Consider the following 19,332-nt stretch of genomic DNA (forward strand, 5'->3'; position numbering starts at 1 on the left):
ACACAAACAGCCCCACGAGTCACCACCCACAAACGACCCGCAACACCCGCATCCCCCAACGCCTGCACCACAACAGCCGCATCCACCACATCCGCGGCACCCACCACCAGCACACCAGCAACCGGCCCATCACCCAGCACGGCGAATCGCTCAGCCAGCACAGCCCGATCCACACCAGGACCGCACTCCACCCGAACCGGTGCAACCCCCCGTGAGACCAGCCCATCCACCACCGAGGAAGCCCAACTCTCCCCCGCCGGAACCACACAAACCCAACGCCCACCCAACCGGGCAACCCCAACCCCAGCCCCAGCCAGCGGCTTCCACTCAACCCGATAACGCCAACCGTCCACCACCGACCGCTCACTCGCCCGGACTCCGGCGCCCGTTGGCTCCAGCCAGTACCGCTCGCGCTGGAACGCGTACGTCGGCAGATCCACCCGCCGAGCCCCGGAGCCCGCGAAATACGCCGCCCAGTCGATCGGCGCTCCCGAAGCGAAGACTCCGGCCACCGCCGACATCAGGGCGGTGACCTCCGGCCTGTCCGCTCGCAACGCGGCCGCACACACCCGGTCCGTGTCCTCGTCACCGACGTCGGCGAGGCACGCCTGGGCCATGGCCGTCAGCGTTCCTCCCGGTCCCAGTTCCAGGAACCGGGCCACGCCATGACCAGCGAGCCAGCGGACACCGTCGGCGAACCGTACGGCTTCGCGTACATGCCGTACCCAGTAGTCGGCGGTCGTCAGATCCGTGGCCGGTTCCCCGGTCACGTTCGAGATCACGGGAATACGCGGCTGCTGGAACGTCATGCTCTCCGCGACGGCACGGAACTCCGCGAGCATCGGTTCCATCAGCGGCGAGTGGAAGGCATGGCTCACCCGTAGCCGCTTCGTCTTCCGTCCCTGCTCCTCGAACTTCCCGGCGATCTCCGCGACAGCGGCTTCCTCGCCCGCGACGACAGTTGCCGAAGGACCGTTCACGGCGGCGATGCTCACCCGCTGCTCGTGCCCCTTCAGCAGCGGCAGCACCTCGTCCTCGTCGGCCTGGAGCGAGATCATCGCCCCACCAGTGGGCAACGCCTGCATCAACCGGCCACGCGCCGCCACCAGACGACACGCATCCTCCAGCGACCACACCCCCGCCACATGCGCAGCCGCCAACTCGCCGATCGAATGTCCCACCAGATACTTGGGCTTGACACCCCAGGACTCGACCAGCCGGTAGAGCGCCACTTCCACCGCGAACAGCGCAGGCTGGGTGACGGCGGTGCGGTGCAGGGCAGCATCAGCGCCATCGCCGAAGACGGCGTCCCGAAGCGGCCGTTCCAGCTCCGTGTCGAAAAGCGCACACACCTCGTCGAAGGCCTCGGCGAAGACCGGGAACGACTCGTACAGCTCCCGTCCCATTCCCGCACGCTGGGCGCCCTGGCCCGTGAACAGGAAGGCGGTGCCACCCCGCATCGTGCGGCCCCGCACTACGCCGGCGTCGGCCCCACCAGCACCCTGGGCAGCCAGGTCCTCCAGGCCGCTCAGAGCAGCAGCTCTGTCCTCCGCGAGCACCACTGCCCGGTGTTCGAACGCGGTCCGCGTGCTGGCGAGGGAGTAACCGACATCGATCAGGTCCAGGTCCAGCTCGTCATCACTGACCCGCGCCAGCAGTTGCGATGCCTGCGCGCGCAGTGCCGCCTCGCTGCGGGCCGAGACCACCCACGGAACGAGGGGCAACGCCCGTGAGGACTCGCCCTCTCCCTGCGGTTGCGCGACATCCTCAGCTACTTGTGCCGCCTGCTCGATGATCGCGTGTGCGTTGGTCCCGCTGATGCCGAAGGACGAGACCCCCGCCCGGCGCGGATGTTCGTCCTTTTCCCACGGAATCGCCTCGGTCAGCACCCTCACATCCCCGGCTGTCCAGTCGATGTGCCGGGACGGCTCGGAGACATGCAGGGTCCGGGGCAGGGTTCCACGGCGCATGGCCATGACCATCTTGATGATGCTGCCGACCCCGGCTGCCGACTGGGTGTGACCGATGTTCGACTTGAGCGAGCCGAGCCGCAACGGCTCGTTGCCTGCCCGGTCCTTTCCGTACGTGGCCAGGAGAGCCTGCGCCTCGATCGGGTCACCCAGAGAGGTTCCCGTCCCGTGGGCGTCGACGACGTCGACCTCGGCCGGCGAAAGCCCTGCCTGGGACAGCGCGGCTCGGATGACCCGCTGCTGCGAGGGGCCGTTGGGGGCGGTCAGGCCGTTCGACGCTCCGTCGGAGTTGATGGCCGTCCCCCGGACGACAGCGAGCACCGGATGGCCGTTCTTCCGCGCGTCGGACAGCCGCTCGACAAGCAGCATCCCGGCGCCCTCCGACCACCCTGTGCCGTCCGCGTCGTCGGAAAACGGCTTGCAGCGGCCGTCAGCCGCGAGGCCGCGCTGCCTGCTGAACTCGAAGAACATCGCCGGAGTGCACATGACCGCGACACCGCCGGCCAGTGCGAGATCGCATTCGCCGCGGCGCAGCGCATGACATGCCCAGTGCAGCGCGACCAGCGACGATGAGCACGCCGTGTCAACCGTGACGGCGGGGCCCTCCAGACCGAGGGTGTACGCGACACGGCCGGAGGCCACGGATGTGGCGTTGCCCGCGAGGAGGAGTCCCTGTACGCCTTCGGGGAGCTCTGCCACACCGACGCCGTATCCGGAAGTCGCGGCTCCCACGAACACCCCACCGCTGGTGCCGCGCACCGACGTCGGATCGATGCCCGCCCGCTCGAACGCCTCCCAGGCAACTTCGAGCAGCAGGCGTTGTTGCGGATCGGTGGCCAGGGCCTCCCGCGGGCTCATCCCGAAGAACGCCGGGTCGAAGAACCCCGCGTCATGCAGGAAGCCGCCCTCGCGCACGTACATCGAGCCCGGCTTGTCCGGGTCCGGATCCGGGTCGTAGGCCGCGTCGACATCCCATCCACGGTCGACCGGGAACCCGGAGACGGCGTCTCCGCCTTCTGCGACCAGCTGCCACAAGTCTTCCGGCGAACGCACGCCTCCGGGATAGCGGCAGCTCATCGCGACAATGGCGATGGGCTCCTGGTCCCTGGTCTCGACTTCGCGAAGCTGGCGGCGAGTCTGCCGAAGCTCGGACGTCACCCGCTTGAGGTACTCCACGTACTTCTCGTCGTCAGCAGTCATCAACGTCACATCCTCGAGCCAAGCCGAGCGGTTCCCCGCGTCCGGTCACGACGTTCCCAGTTCCTTGTCGATGAGGTCGAACAGTTCGCCGGCCGTCGAGGCCGACTCCAGTTCGCCGTCGTCGTCATCGCTCTCCGTGTACGGATCCGCCCCTCGCTCCACCTGGCCGTTGCTGCTCTGCCATTGCGTCATCAGCTCGCGCAGCCGGTCGGTGATCCCGGCCCGTTCCTCGTCACCGACCGTGGAGCCGGCCATCGCGGCCTCCAGCCGGGTCAGCTCGCCGAGGATCGGCTGTGCACCCGATGTCTCGGGCAGTTCGATCTCGTCCAGGACATGACGGACCAGGACGAGCGGCGTCGGGTAGTCGAAGACGAGGGTGGCCGGCAGCCTGAGCCTGGTCGCCGCGTTGAGGTGGTTACGGAGTTCCACCGCCGTCAACGAGTCGAAGCCCAACTCCTTGAATGCCTGGTCGGGTTCGATGTCCTCGGCCGACCCATGGCCGAGGACCACGGCCACCTGTGTGCAGACCAGATCGAGCAGATACTGCTCGCGGTCCGCCGAGGGCAGCGCTCCCAGCCGCTCTGCGAGATCCTGCTGTCCTTCCGCTCCCGCCGTCGCGATGGACGCTGCGGTAGTGCGACGGGCAGGTGCCCTGACCAGGTTGCGCAGCAGCGGCGGTACGGCCTGGGGGTGCGCGCGCAGCGGCGCCGTATCGAGGTTCATCGGCAGCAGCAGCGGACGGGCCAGGGTCGTCGCGGTGTCGAGCAGGCCGACGCCCTGTTCCGGAGTCAGCGGGATCATGCCGCCGCGTGCCATGCGTTGCATGTCGGCTTCGCTCAACTCACCCGTCATACCGGCACCCGGAGCCCAGGCACCCCAGGCCAACGACGTCGCAGGAAGACCCAACCCACCACGCCGACATGCCAGAGCGTCCAAGAAGGCGTTCGCTGCCGCGTAGTTGGCCTGACCCGCACTGCCGAACGTCCCAGCCACCGACGAGAACACCACAAACGCCGCCAGATCCAGCCCACGCGTCAACTCATCCAGATGCAGCGCAGCATCCGCCTTCGGCGCCAGTACCGCATCCATCCGCTCCGGCGTCAGCGAAGAAACCACACCGTCATCCAGCACACCCGCCGTATGCACCACCGCAGTCAACGGACGGCCGACAGGGACACCCGCCAGCAACGCGGCCAACGACCCACGGTCAGCGGCATCACACGCCACAACCGACACCGAAGCTCCCAGCCCTGCCAACTCGCCGCGCAAATCCTCGGCGCCGGGCGCCTGCGGGCCCCGGCGGCTGGCGAGGAGCAGGTGCCGCATGCCGTGCTCGGCCACCAGATGCCGGGCCACCAGCGCGCCCAGACCACCCGTACCGCCGGTGATCAGTACCGTGCCCTCCGGGTCGAGAGCGACCGGCATCGTGAGGACGACCTTGCCCACATGCCTGGCCTGACTCAGGAATCGGAACGCATCCGGAGCCTTCCGCACATCCCACGCCGTGACCGGCAACGGCTCCAGCACACCCCGCTCGAACAGATCGAGGAGCACGCTCAGCATCTCCGCGATCCGCTCAGGACCGGCGTCGAACAGGTCGAAGGCCCGATACGCGACACCCGCGTGCTCAGCCGCTACCTCCTGCGGATCCCGCACATCGGTCTTGCCCATCTCCACAAACCGCCCACCCCGCGGCAACAGCCGGAACGAGGCATCCACAAACTCCCGCGCCAGGGAATCCAGGACCACGTCCATGCCCCGGCCACCGGTCGATTCCAGGAACGACCGCTCGAAGTCCAGATCACGCGAGGACGCGATATGCGCCTCGTCCAGACCCGACCCGCGCAGTGTTCCCCACTTGCCGGGACTCGCCGTACCGAACACCTCAGCACCCAGATGCCGCGCCAACTGCACAGCGGCCATACCAACCCCACCCGCGGCAGCGTGAATCAGCACCGACTCGCCCGCCTGCAACCCGCCCAAGTCCACCAGCGCGTAATACGCCGTCAGGAATACGACCGGCGCGGCCGCCGCCTGCGCGAACGACCACCCCTCCGGAATGCGCGCGAGCAAGCGGCGGTCTGCCACCGCCACGGGACCGAAGGCTCCGAAGAACATGCCCATGACCCGGTCACCGGGCTTCAGATCACTCACCCCGGGGCCGACCTCCAGCACCACCCCGGCGCCCTCACTGCCCAGCAGGCCGGCCTCACCCGGGTACATGCCGAGCGCGTTCAACACGTCGCGGAAGTTGACCCCTGCCGCACGAACCCCGATGCGTACCTGACCTGCCCCTACCTCCGCCTTCACCTCGGGGCACTCCACCAGGCGCAGCTTCTCCAGGGTGCCCTTGTCGGCGATGTCCAGTCGCCAGGCGTCCGCCTCGGGCCGGGCCAGAGCGTCCGTGGACGCGACTCGGGCGAGCCTCGGTGCGTGTACCGCTCCCGCTCGCACTGCCGCCTCAGGCTCTCCACTCGCCAGTGCGCCGGGGAGGGCAGCCGTCGAGTCCGCGGTTCCGTCGAGGTCGACGAGCGTGAATCGCCCCGGGTTCTCGACACTGGCAGAACGGACCAGGCCCCAGACGGCAGCCTGCGCCGGGTCCGGCCGGTCCGCGTCCGAGGTGCTCACGGCGCCGTGGGTGATGAAGACAAGCCGGGAAGCGGCGAAGCGCTCGTCCTCCAACCACTCCTGCAGCAGTGCGAGCGTTCGGTTGGCGGCGGTGTGCGCCGCGGTGGCAGCGCCGCTTTCGCTCGCACCGCGCGCGCAGGTGACCAGGACCACGGGAGGCGCCTCGTCGGCGAGATCGCTCAGACTGTCGCTCACGTCCACCCGTATGCCGACGCCGTCCAGGGCCGCAGCCTGTGCCACGTCCCCGACGACCGCCCACGGCTCTTCCACCTGAACTGCAGGCACGGGCACGGTGACCCAGTCCACCTGGAACAGCGCGTCGTGGAAGGGAGCGTTGCTGCTCGCCTGCTCACCAGACACCTGACGTAGCGTCAGCGACTCGATGGAGGCGACCGAACCTCCAGTGGGGTCGGCCAGTTCGAGTGAGACCGACTCGGGTCCGGACTGGACGAGGCGCACGCGCAGGGCGGTGGCCCCGGCGGCCCTCAGGGAGACTCCGTTCCAGGAGAACGGCAACCGGCCCCGGCCGACATCCTCCATGGACACGAACATCATCGCGTGCAGCGCGGAGTCGAGCAGCGCGGGGTGAAGCCCGAACGCACCGGCCAGCCCGTCATGCTCCTCCGGCAGCTCGACCTCGGCGAAGATCTCATCGCCGCGTTGCCAGACGGCCTTCAGCCCGCGGAAGACCGGGCCGTAGGCGAATCCGGCCTCGGCGAAGCGGTCGTAGAAGTCGTCGACCGAGGCGGCGTCCGCGTCGCGCGGCGGCCAGACGGCGAAGTCGTACGGCTCGTCCTGGTCCGCTGCTGCGCCGGTGGACACCACGCCACTGGCGTGGAGTACCCACGGCCGCTCGGCGAGGTCGTCCTCCGGTCGCGAGTACAGGTTCAGCGTCCGCCGTCCCGACTCGTCCGGTGGCTCCACCGCGAGCTGCAGCTGTACCGCACCGTGCTCCGGCAGGACGAGCGGCGCGGCGATGGTGAACTCGTCCACGCGGCCGCAGCCCACCTCGTCGGCCGCGCGGACGGCCAGTTCGAGGAAGCCCGTGCCGGGGAACAGGACGGTCCCGGTCACCGCGTGGTCGGCGAGCCAAGGGTGGGTGCGCAGCGACAGCCTGCCGGTGAAGAGGAAGGCGTCGGAACCGGCCACCTCCACCGCCGCACCCAGCAGGGGGTGGTCCGCCGATGAGAGACCCGCCGAGCTGATGTCACCGGTCGGCATGACGGGCGGCTTGGGCCAGTAGCGGTGCCGCTGGAAGGCGTACGTCGGCAGGCCGACCCGGCGGGCACCGCGCCCTGCGAAAGCGGCTTCCCAGGCGAGCGGCACACCGTCGGCGAACGTCCGGGCGAGAGCGGTGAGAAGGCCGGCTGCCTCCGGGCGGTTCTTGCGCTGGGTGGGTACGAGAAGATGGTCAGCCCGGTCTACGCAGCCTTGGGCCATCGCCGTCAGCGTGCCGTCGGGGCCGATCTCCAGGAACCGGGAGACCTCGTGCTCCTCCAGCCACTGGATACCGTCGGCGAAGCGTACGGCTTCCCGCACATGCCGCACCCAGTACTCGGGAGAGGCCAGATCCGTGGCGAGCTCACCGGTCACATTCGAGACCACCGGGATACGCGGCTGCTCGTAGTTCACGCTCTCCGCGACCGTACGGAACTCGGCCAGCATCGGCTCCATCAGCGGCGAGTGGAACGCATGACTCACCCGCAGCCGCTTCACCTTCCGGCCCTCGGCCTCGAAATGCTTCGCCAGCCGAGTGACCGTGTCCTCATAACCCGAGACAACGACCGACTGCGGCCCGTTCACCGCGGCAATGCTCACCCGCTCCAGGTCGAGGAACGGCAGTACTTCGGCCTCCGACGCCTGGAGCGACACCATCGCCCCACCCGCCGGCAACGCCTGCATCAACCGGCCACGCGCCGCCACCAGACGACACGCATCCTCCAGCGACCACACCCCCGCCACATGCGCGGCCGCCAACTCACCGATCGAATGCCCCACCACATAGTCCGGCCTGACACCGAACAACTCCACCAGCCGGTAAAGCGCGACTTCGACCGCGAAAAGCGCAGGCTGCGTAAAGCCCGTCCGATTCAACGCATCCGCGTCATCACCGAAGACGACATCCCGCAGCGGCAACTCCAACTCACCATCAAAATACGCACACACAGCATCAAACGCCTCCGCGAAAACCGGGAACGCGTCGTACAACTCCCGCCCCATACCTACCCGCTGCGCACCCTGCCCCGTGAACAGCAGAGCCATCCGGCCGCCTGCCTTGGCCGAGCCGGTGACCGCGTTCGGAGACGGTTCGTCGTCGGCCACGGCGGCGAGGCCGCGCAGCAACTCGTCCCGATCCTCACCGAGGACCACGGCCCGGTGCTCCATGGCGGACCGGGTAGTGGCGAGCGACAGCCCCAGATCGGTGGCGCGCAGATCCGGATGTGCCTCCACATGCGCGAGCAGCCGTGTGGCCTGCGCACGGAGCGCGGACCTGGTCTTGCCGGTGATCGCCCAAGGCACAGCGGAGGACTCCGTCGGCGTCGAGTTGCCTTCGGCGTCGTCCGCAGGTGACGACGGAGGCGCGGTTTCCAGGTGCGAGGCCTCGTCCAGGGACGGGGCTTCCTCCAGGATCGTGTGTGCGTTGGTGCCGCTGATGCCGAACGACGACACACCAGCGCGCCGCGGCCTTTCGGTCTCGGGCCACTCCACGGCCTCGGTCAGCAGTCGTACGTTCCCCGCCGACCAGTCCACATGCGACGACGGCTCCTCCGCATGCAACGTCCGCGGCAGCACACCATGCTGAAGCGCCAGCACCATCTTGATCACACCGGCCACACCCGCAGCCGCCTGCGTATGACCGAGATTCGACTTCACCGAACCCAGCCAGAGGGGACGATCGTCCGCATGCCCCTGACCGTAGGTGGCGATCAGCGCCTGCGCCTCGATGGGATCACCCAGCGTCGTCCCGGTACCGTGCGCCTCCACCACATCCACATCGGAGATGGACAGCCCCGCCCCCGCCAACGCCTGCCGGATCACCCGCTGCTGGGAGGGACCATTCGGCGCCGTCAGACCATTCGACGCACCATCCTGATTCACCGCAGAACCAGCCACCACCGCCAACACCTGGTGACCATTCCGCCGGGCGTCCGACAGCCGTTCCACCACGAGCACACCAGCACCCTCGGAGAACCCCGCGCCATCCGCCTGATCCGAGAACGCCTTGCACCGGCCGTCAGCAGCCAACCCACGCTGCCGACTGAAATCCAGGAAAAGCCCCGGCGTCGACATGACGGTCACACCACCGGCCAGCGCCAGATCACACTCACCCGACCGCAACGACTGCACCGCCAGATGCAACGCCACGAGCGACGCCGAACACGCCGTGTCCACCGTCACCGCCGGCCCCTCAAGACCAAACGTGTACGACAGCCGCCCCGAGACCACGCTCGCCGCATTGCCCGTACCGATATAGCCCCCCAGGTCCTCCTCCCCCGATGCCACCAACAGGCCCGTGTAGTCCTGCCCGTTCGTCCCCGCGAAGACGCCTGTACGGCTGCCTCGCAGCGTCACCGGGTCGATCCCGGCCCGCTCGAATGCCTCCCACGACGTCTCCAGCAGCAGCCGCTGCTGCGGATCCATCGCCACCGCCTCCCGCGGCGAAATCCCGAAGAACCCCGGATCGAACTCATCGACACCCGGCAGGAACCCACCCTCACGCGTGGAAACCTTCCCCGGCCGTCCCGGCTCCGGGTCATACAACCCCTCGGCATCCCAACCACGATCGGCCGGGAACGGGACCACCCCGTCCCCGCCCGCGCACAACAGCCGCCACAACTCTTCCGGCGAACCCACACCACCAGGGAAACGACAGCTCATCGCCACAATCGCCACCGGCTCGTCGTGCTCTGCCACCACAGCCGGAAGCGCGGCAGCGGGCTCGGCATTCGCTGCCGTGCCGGACAGTTCGGCCAGCAGGAAGTCCGCGAGCACCGCGCAGGTGGGGTAGTCGAAGACGAGAGTCGCCGGCAGCCGCAGGCCGGTGATGCTGTTCATTCCGTTGCGCAGCTCGACGGCGCTGAGCGAGTCGAACCCGAGGTCGCTGAAGGCCCGTTCGGGGTCGACCGCCGAGGGTCCGGCGTAGCCGAGCACGGTGGCGACGTAGCTGCGTACGACGTCCAGGACCGTGCCCGCGCGTTCGGACTCGGAGAGTCCCGCGAGGTGCTGGTGCAGCTTGGACGCGTCGGAGCCGCTGTCATCGCTCTCCTGCGCTGCCTCCAGGACGCGTTGCGCGTCGGGAAGATCGCGCAGCAGTGCGCTTGGCCGGGGAGCCGTGAACGCGGAGGTGAACTTGTCCCAGCCGATGTCGGTGACGGAGATGTATGTCTCGTCGTGGTCGAGGGCCTGCCGCAACGCGCCGCAGGCCATCTCGGGCTGCATGTCGTACACGCCGTAGCGCCTGAGCCGGTCGCCGACGGCTCCCTCTCCCATACCGTCTCCCGCCCAGTGTCCCCAGGCGACAGCGGTGGCGGGGAGTCCTGCGGCGCGGCGCCAATGGGCGAGGGCGTCGAGGAATGCGTTGCCGGGGGCGTAGTTGCCGAGCCCCGGGCCGCTGATGGTGCCCGATGTGGAGGAGAAGAGCACGAACGCGGACAGGTCTCGTTCCCGGGTGAGCTCGTGCAGGTTGAGCGCTGCGGTGACCTTGGCGCGGAGCACGGTGTCCATGCGGCCGGGGTCGAGGGAGTCGATCACGCCGTCGTCGAGGGAGCCCGCGACGTGCATGACCGCGTCGAGCGGGTACTGCTCGGGGACGGATGCGAGCAGGTCGCGCAGCGCCTCGCGGTCGGCGGCGTCGCAGGCGGCGATGGTGACGCGGGAGCCGAGCGCGGTGAGTTCGGCTTCGAGTTCCGCTGCACCCGGCGCGTCGGAGCCGCGGCGTCCGGTGAGCAGCAGGTGCTCGGCGCCTTCCCGGGCCAGCCAGCGGGCGATGTGGCCGCCGACCGCTCCGGTTCCGCCGGTGACAAGTACGGTGCCGCGGGGCCGCCAGCTGCGCTGCGCCGGGGTGCCGGCGAGCGGGGCGCGTACGAGGCGGCGGCCGTAGGTGCCGGAGACGCGTACCGCGATCTGGTCCTCGCCATCCGGCCCGGCGAGCAGTCCGCACAGCCGGTCCGCCGCCCGCTTGTCGAGGACCTCGGGCAGGTCGACGAGGCCGCCCCAGCGGTCGGAGTGCTCCAGAGCGGCGATGCGGCCCATGCCCCAGACGAGCGCCTGGTGGGTGCTGGTGACGGACTCGGAGCGGCCGATGGTGACAGCACCGCGGGTCCCGCACCACAGGGGCGCCTCGATGCCGAGGTCACCGAGTGCCTGGATGAGGGACAGGGACCCGGACAGGCCTACGGGCACGGAGCGGTGTTCGGGGTGCGCCCGCTCGTCCAGCGGGAGCAGCGAGAGGACGCCGGTGACGTCGTCGTCGCCGAGCGCGTCCCGCAGTTGTCCGGCAACCCGCTCGCGGCTGGAGCCGTCCTCGGGGGTCAGCTCCACGAGGCGTACTCGGGCGCCGTGGGCGGCGAGCGCGTCCCGTACGGCGGCCACGCGGTCGCCGACGGCCACGCGGTCGCCAGCGGCTTGCGCCGACGGGGCGGCCAGCAGCCAAGTGCCGTTCAGGGCGGCGGACGTGCGCTCGGCGAGCGGCGACCAGCGCACGGTGTAACGCCAGCCCTCGACGGTGGACTTCTCTCGGCTGTTCCTGCGCCACGAAGACAGGGCGGGCAGTACGGCGCTGAGCGGCTCGCTGCCGTCGAGGTCGAGCGTGTCTACGAGTGCCTCGAGGTCTTCCTGTTCGACGCTCTGCCAGAACCGCGCTTCGACGGCGTCGGACGTCGGCCCGTTCTCGCTGTCGGCTGCGGCCAGTTCACGTGCCTGCGGCCAGTACCGCTCGCGCTGGAACGCGTAAGTCGGCAGGTCGACGCGGTGCGCGCCTGTGCCGGCGAAGACGGCGGCCCAGTCGACGGCCACGCCCTGCGCGTGTGCCTCGGCGAGGGAGGTGACGACCCGGTCGAGTCCGCCTCCGTCCCGGCGCAGGGTGCCGAGCACGGCGGCGTCCGCGCCGAGCGCGTCCACGCAGTCCCGTATCCCGCCGGTCAGCACGGGGTGCGGGCTGACTTCGATGAACGAACGGTGTCCGGCCGCCATGAGGCCGCGGACGGCGTCCTCGAACCGCACCGTCTGCCTCAGGTTGGTGTACCAGTAGTCGGGCCCGAGCCCGGAGGTGTCCTGCCACTGACCGGTCACGGTCGAGAAGAACGGGATTGAGGCGTCGACCGGGCTGATCCCGTCCAGCGCGCCGAGCACCTGCTCTCTCACCGCCTCGACCTGCGCCGAGTGTGAGCCGTAGTCGACGGCGACCTTGCGGGCCTGCACGCCGTCACCGGTCAGCGCGGTGAACAGCTCCTCGAGCGCTTCCGCCTCGCCGGAGACGACGACAGACGCGGGCCCGTTGACGGCGGCGACGGACAGCCGCTCGCCCCACGGCTCGATGCGCTCGCGCACCGCACCGACGGGCAGCTGCACGGACATCATGCCGCCGCTTCCCGTGATGGCGGTGATGGCCCGGCTGCGCAACGCCACCACGCGTGCTCCGTCGTCCAGGGTCAGTGCCCCGGCGACACAGGCGGCGGCGATCTCGCCCTGGCTGTGCCCGACGACCGCGTCGGGCTCCACTCCGTATGAGCGCCACAGTTCGGCGAGCGAAACCATGACGGCCCACAGTGCGGGCTGTACGACGTCGACCCGTTCGAGGTCCGGCGCGTCGGCGTCGCCCAGCAGGACGGCCGTCAGCGACCAGTCGACGAAGGGGGCGAGAGCCTGTTCGCAAGCGGCCAGGCGGTCGGCGAACACCGGCGAGCTGCCGCGCAGTTCACGTGCCATGCCCGCCCACTGGCTGCCCTGCCCGGGAAAGACCATCACGGGGCGGGCGGCGCCGCCATGTGCGACGCCTCGCGGCACATCGGAAACCATCGCCCCCTCGGCGATCTCACGCAGGCCCCGGTCGAGGTCCTCCCGGCCCGCCGCGACCAGCACCGCCCGGTGCTCGAAAGCGGAACGGGTCGTGGCGAGCGAGTACCCGATGCCGGTGACGTCGAGCTCACCCGGCCGGGCGAGCAGATGGGAGCGGAGCCGCGCGGCCTGGTCACGCAGGGCGACATCGGTGCGCGCGGACAACGGCACCGGCACCACCGGGAGTACGGATTCGGCGCGGGTCCCGGGGGTCTCGGGAGTGTCCCGCGGGGTCCGCTGCCGGGGTGCTTCCTCGACGATGACATGCGCGTTGGTGCCGCTCATCCCGAACGAGGAGACACCTGCCCGGCGCGGCTCGTCCGCGTCCGGCCACGCGACGGCCTCATTGAGCAGCCGTACATTGCCTGCCGTCCAGTCGACGTGCGGGCTGGGCTCCTCGGCGTACAGGGTCCTGGGCAGCAGACCGTTGCGCAGCGCCATGACCATCTTGATGACGCCGCCGACGCCGGCTGCGGCCTGGCTGTGTCCGATGTTCGACTTGAGGGAACCGAGCCACAGCGGACGGTCGTCGTCCCGGTCCTGGCCGTAGGCGGCGATCACGGCCTGCGCCTCGATCGGGTCACCGAGTGTCGTCCCCGTGCCGTGCGCCTCGACGGCGTCCACCTGCCGCGGGGCGAGGCCGGCGCCGGCGAGCGCCTGCCGGATGACGCGCTGCTGGGCAGGGCCGTTGGGCGCGGTGAGTCCGTTGGACGCGCCGTCCTGGTTGAGGGCGCTGCCGCGTACGACAGCCAGCACCGGGTGCCCGTGACGGCGGGCGTCGGACAGCCGCTCGACGACCACCATGCCGACGCCCTCGGCCCAGCTCGCTCCGTCGGCACCGGCCGAGAACGGCTTGCACCTGCCGTCCTCGGCGAGCGCCCGCTGCCTGCTGAACTCGATGAGTGAGCCGGGAGTGGACATCACCGTCACCCCGCCCGCGAGCGCGAGGTCGCACTCGCCCGCCCGGAGCGCCTGGACGGCCAGGTGCAGGGCGACGAGGGAGGACGAGCAGGCCGTGTCGACGCTGACCGCCGGCCCTTCGAGGCCGAGGGTGTAGGCGATGCGCCCCGACAGCACGCTGGGCGAGTTACCGGTGCCGATGTACCCCTCAAAGCTGTCCTGCGCTCCGCTGAGGATGCCGACGTAATCCTGGTAGGTGACGCCCGCGAAGACACCGGTCAGGCTGCCGCGAGCCGACGCCGGGTCGATTCCGGAACGCTCCAGGGCCTCCCACGACACTTCGAGGAGCAGCCGCTGCTGCGGGTCCATCGACAGCGCCTCGCGGGGGCTGATCGCGAAGAAACCCGGGTCGAAGTGGCTGGCGTCGTGCAGGAAGCCGCCTTCGCGGGCGTAGCACGTGCCGGGGTGGTCCGGGTCCGGGTCGTACAGGCTGCCGAGGTCCCAGCCGCGGTCGGCGGGGAACGGAGAGATGCCGTCGCCGCCCGAGGCGACCAGTTCCCACAACTCCTCCGGGGTGCGGATACCGCCCGGGTAGCGGCAGCTCATACCGACGATGACGACCGGGTCGTTGTCGAGGGGAGTGCTGACGGGCTTGGGCGCGGAATCGCCGGTTTCGCCGGTGAGTTCGCCGTCCAGATAGCGGGCGAGCGCTGCGGGGGTCGGGTAGTCGAACACGAGCGTGGCGGGCAGTCTCATGCCCGTCTCCTCGTTGAGCCGGTTGCGCAGTTCGACAGCGGTGAGGGAGGTGAAGCCGAGCTCGGTGAAGCTCCGGGAGTGCTCCACCTCGTCGGCATCGGAGTAGCCGAGGACGCCTGCGACCTGGGTGCGTACGAGAGCCAGGAGCACGCGGCCGCGTTCGCCCGCTCCCTTTCCGGCCAGCTGCCGCGCCAGGCCGGAGGCCGCCCTCGCCCGTTCACGTACGGCGATCCGGCGCCCGGTGCCCTGCGCCAATGTGGTGAGGACGGCCGGCGGGGGTGATGCGGAGCCGCGCAGGGCGGCGCGGTCCACGCGCGCGGGCAGCAGCACGGTCCGGCCCAACGCCTGGGCGGTGCCTACCAGCCCGGCGACATCTTCTGCCGACAGCGCGGCGAGCCCCGGGGTGCCGGCGTGCGGCGGCGGGAGCAGCGCGAGGGCGGGCAGGCCGACTGCTGCGCGCTGGTGGGCGAGCGCGGCCAGCTGCCCGCACGACGGAGCGTCGGCCGGGCCGATACCGATGAGGACGAACGCGGACAGAGCGCTGTCACTGTCTACGTCGATCCCACGCGTCAGTTCGTCCAGGCGCCGGGCCGTACCAATGTCGCTGCTCCGGCTGAGGTCGGCGGTGTGGACGACCGCGCTGAGCGGCCGTCCGGCCGGGATCGCGGCGATCACCGCCTCCAGGGCGTCCGGATCCTGGCCCTGGTCCTGGTCCTGGTCCTGGTCCTGGTCCTGGTCCGCGAGGGTCTCCACATGCGCCTCGACATACGCCTCGACGTCGAGCGCTTCAGCGAACTGCTCGGCGAACGGGCCGGTGACCAGGACGGTTCCGCCGGGCTCCACGTCGAGCTTCGTGGGCGCGGTCGAAGGGCACCTCGTCAGGCGCGCCGCCGACACCTCACCCGCACGGGCCGCGATCTCGGACTCGCCCGTGGCGATCGCGGCGGGCAGGACACGGAGGGAGTCGATGTGGCCGTCGACGTCCACGAGAACGATCCGGCCCGGGTGTTCGGTCTGGACGGCGCGGAGTTCTGCCCACAGTGCGGCGGCTTCGGGGTCCGGTGTGTCATCACCGATGGCGACGGCGTCGCGGGTGACGAACACGAGGCGGGCCTGCGGTTTCTGGGCAGGCTGCTCGCTGAGGACGGTGCGTGCTTCGGCTGCGGTGGCGACACCGGTCACGAGTACGGCGTCGGACGTCGTGGAATCGGACGCCGTGGTGCCCAGAGCCTCGGCCACGCCCAGCGGGTCGCTCCCCACGATGGTCAACCGCGCCCCATCGGCGTCCGCTCCTACGGTGATCGGCGTCCAGTCGAGACGGAGCAGCGAAGCCGGCAACGACACCGTTCGGTCGCCCCGGTCCTCGTCGGTCTTCCGCATCAGCATCGACTCGACCGCGATCACCGGCTGCCCGGAGCCGTCGGCCGCCTGGAGGGACACCCCGTCAGGCCCACGCCTGGCCAGCCGAATCCGCAGCGCTGTCGCGCCGGTCGCGTGCAAGGACGCCCCGGTCCACGCGAACAGCACGGCCCCTGTCGCTACCCCGTCCAACAGGCCGAGGCCCAGCGGGTGCAGCGCGGCGTCCAACAGCGCCGGATGGAGGGAGAAACCCTCGGACTCGGACTCGGGCAGTTCGACTTCGGCGTACACGCCGTCGGCGCCCTGCCACACGGCTCGCACGCCGCGGAAGTCCGGACCGTATTCGAACCCGGCCGCCGCCAGCCCGTCGTACAGGTCGTCGAAGTCCACGGGTTCCGCTCCGGCGGGCGGCCATACCCCGAAGTCGAAAGCCTCCGGCTGGGCGCACTCCGCCAGGACGCCGCTCGCATGCCGCATCCACGGCGCATCGGGCGACGCCGCCCCGGGGCGCGCATACACCCCGAGAGCCCGGTCACCGGCAGCATCCGGATCCTCGATGCGTACCTGGAGCTGGACCTCGCCGTCCTCGGGGAGTACGAGCGGTGCTTCGAGGGCGAGTTCCCTGATGTGGGAGCAGCCGACCTCGTCCCCTGCGCGCACTGCCAGCTCCAGGAGAGCCGTGCTGGGTACCACGATCGCGCCTGCGATGCGGTGCTCGGCGAGCCACGGCTGCGTCCGAGGGGAGAGCCGCCCCGTCAGGACCATCTCATCGCCACCGGCCAGGGATACCGCTGCTCCCAAGAGAGGGTGATCGACGGCGGCAAGGCCGATCGAGGAGGCATCTGCGGTGGGGGAGGGCATGTCAAGCCAGTAGCGCTGGTGTTGGAAGGCGTAGGTGGGCAGGTCGACGGGGGCGGAAGCGGTGCCGGTGTTGGCGTTGGCGTTGGCGTTGGGGAGGAATGTCTGCCAGTCGACGTCGATGCCGTGGACGAATGCCCGTCCGGCGGCGGAGAGCACCGCGGTCACCTCGGAACGGTCACCACGCAGAACGGGTATCAGGACATGGTCCATGTCTTCGTCAAGGCAGCCCTGGGCCATGGCGGTCAGCGTGCCGTCGGGGCCGATCTCCAGACACCGGGTCGCGCGGTGCTCCTCCAGCCACTGGATACCGTCGGCGAAGCGTACGGCTTCCCGCACATGCCGCACCCAGTACTCGGGAGAGGCCAGATCCGTGGCGAGCTCACCGGTCACATTCGAGACCACCGGAATACGCGGCTGCTCGTACGTCACGCTCTCCGCGACCGTACGGAACTCGGTCAGCATCGGCTCCATCAACGGCGAGTGGAACGCATGACTCACCCGCAGCCGCTTCACCTTCCGCCCCTCGGCCTCGAAATACGCAGCGACCTCCGCGACGGCGGATTCCTCACCGGAGACGACAACCGACTGCGGCCCGTTCACCGCGGCGATACTCACCCGCTCCAGGTCCAGAAGCGGCAGCACCTCGGCCTCCGACGCCTGGAGCGAGACCATCACCCCACCCGCCGGCAACGCCTCCATCAACCGACCGCGAGCCGCCACCAGCCGGCACGCGTCGTCAAGGGTGAGTACCCCGGCCACATGAGCTGCCGCCAGCTCGCCGATCGAATGCCCCAGCAGGAAATCGGGCCTGACACCAAACGACTCCACCAGCCGGAACAACGCCACTTCGACCGCGAAAAGCGCAGGCTGGGTGAAGCCGGTGCGGTTCAACGCATCCGCGTCATCGCCGAAGACGACATCCCGCAGCGGCAACTCCAACTCACCATCGAAATACGCACACACGGCATCAAACGCCTCCGCGAAAACCGGGAAAGCGTCATACAACTCCCGCCCCATCCCGACCCGCTGCGCACCCTGCCCAGTGAAGAGCAAAGCCAGCCTTCCGCCGGTCTCCACCGCACCCGTCATCGCATTGGCAGCAAGGGTTCCCTCGGCCACATCGGCAAGTCCCTGGAGGAGTTCATCTCGTTCGGTGCCGAGTACGACGGCTCGGTGCTCAAACTGTGCCCGCGTCGTGGCCAGGGCGAACCCCACATCCGGCAGACCGAGTTCGGGCCGGGCCTCCACATACGCCCGCAACCGCTCCGCCTGCCCTCGCAGACCGGCCCGACTCCGCGCCGAAACCACCCACGGCACCACACCCGAACCATCCACAACAGCCACCGGCGGGGAAGGAACCTCCTCCACCGGGGCCTGCTCAATCACCACATGCGCATTGGTGCCACTCACCCCGAACGCCGACACACCCGCCCGACGAAGCCGATCGCTCTCCGGCCACTCCACAGCCTCGGACAGCAGCCGGACATTCCCCGCCGACCAGTCCACATGCGACGACGGCTCATCCACATGCAACGTCCGCGGCAGCACACCATGCTGAAGCGCCAGCACCATCTTGATCACACCAGCCACACCCGCAGCCGCCTGCGTATGACCAATGTTCGACTTCACCGACCCCAGCCACAACGGCCGGACCCCATCCCGCCCCTGCCCGTACGTCGCCAGCAGCGCCTGCGCCTCGATCGGATCACCCAACGACGTACCCGTACCGTGCGCCTCCACCACATCAACATCCGAGGCCGAAAGCCCCGCCCCCGCCAACGCCTGCCGGATCACCCGCTGCTGCGACGGACCATTCGGCGCGGTCAGACCATTCGACGCGCCGTCCTGGTTCACCGCAGAGCCGCGTACGACCGCCAGCACCCGATGACCGTTCCGCCGCGCATCCGACAACCGCTCCACCACCAGCACACCGACACCCTCGGCCCACCCCGTGCCATCAGCAGCATCCGAAAACGCCTTGCACCGGCCATCAGCAGCAAGTCCGCCCTGGAGACTGAACTCAACGAAAGCTCCAGGGTTGGCCATGACCGCCACACCGCCGGCCAGGGCAAGATCGCACTCACCCGACCGCAGGGATTGCGCCGCGAGGTGCAAGGCGACCAACGAAGACGAACACGCTGTGTCCACCGTCACCGCAGGCCCTTCAAGCCCCAGCGTGTAGGCCACTCGACCCGACAAGACGGCTCCCGAGCTGCCGGTGAGCAGGTGCCCGCCGAGCCCCTCCGGAGCCTCCCGAAGGCCTGACCCATAGCCCGAACTGCTGGCACCGACAAAGACACCAGTACGGCTGCCCTTGACCGACGTAGGCCGGACACCGGAGCGTTCGAGAGCTTCCCACGAGGTTTCCAGCAGCACACGCTGCTGCGGGTCGATCGCCACCGCTTCACGCGGGCTGATGCCGAAGAACGCCGGATCGAAGTGCGTAGCGTCCTGAAGGAAGCCACCCGACCCTGTTCGGCTCACACCGGACTGGCCTGCATTGTTCCCATAAAGGGCGTCGAGGTCCCAACCCCGGTCGGTGGGAAGCTCGGAGATCGCGTCCTCGCCGCCAACCACCAGCCGCCACAGGTCCTCGGGGCCC

2 protein-coding genes are annotated in these 19,332 nt (G+C 69.8%); both read right to left on the reverse strand.

Annotated features, from left to right (window positions below; genetic code table 11):
- The coding region (locus tag ACH492_RS39720) for a type I polyketide synthase (RefSeq protein ID WP_398994276.1) at positions 1-3,170 on the reverse strand (3,170 nt) is incomplete at its 3' end.
- A 45-nt stretch (positions 3,171-3,215) separates the two neighbouring features.
- Positions 3,216-19,332, reverse strand: a 16,117-nt coding sequence (locus ACH492_RS39725) for a type I polyketide synthase (RefSeq protein WP_398994278.1), incomplete at its 5' end; no start/stop codon positions are given.

It is taken from the genome of Streptomyces sp. NPDC019443, assembly GCF_044389785.1.
Taxonomy (GTDB): domain Bacteria; phylum Actinomycetota; class Actinomycetes; order Streptomycetales; family Streptomycetaceae; genus Streptomyces.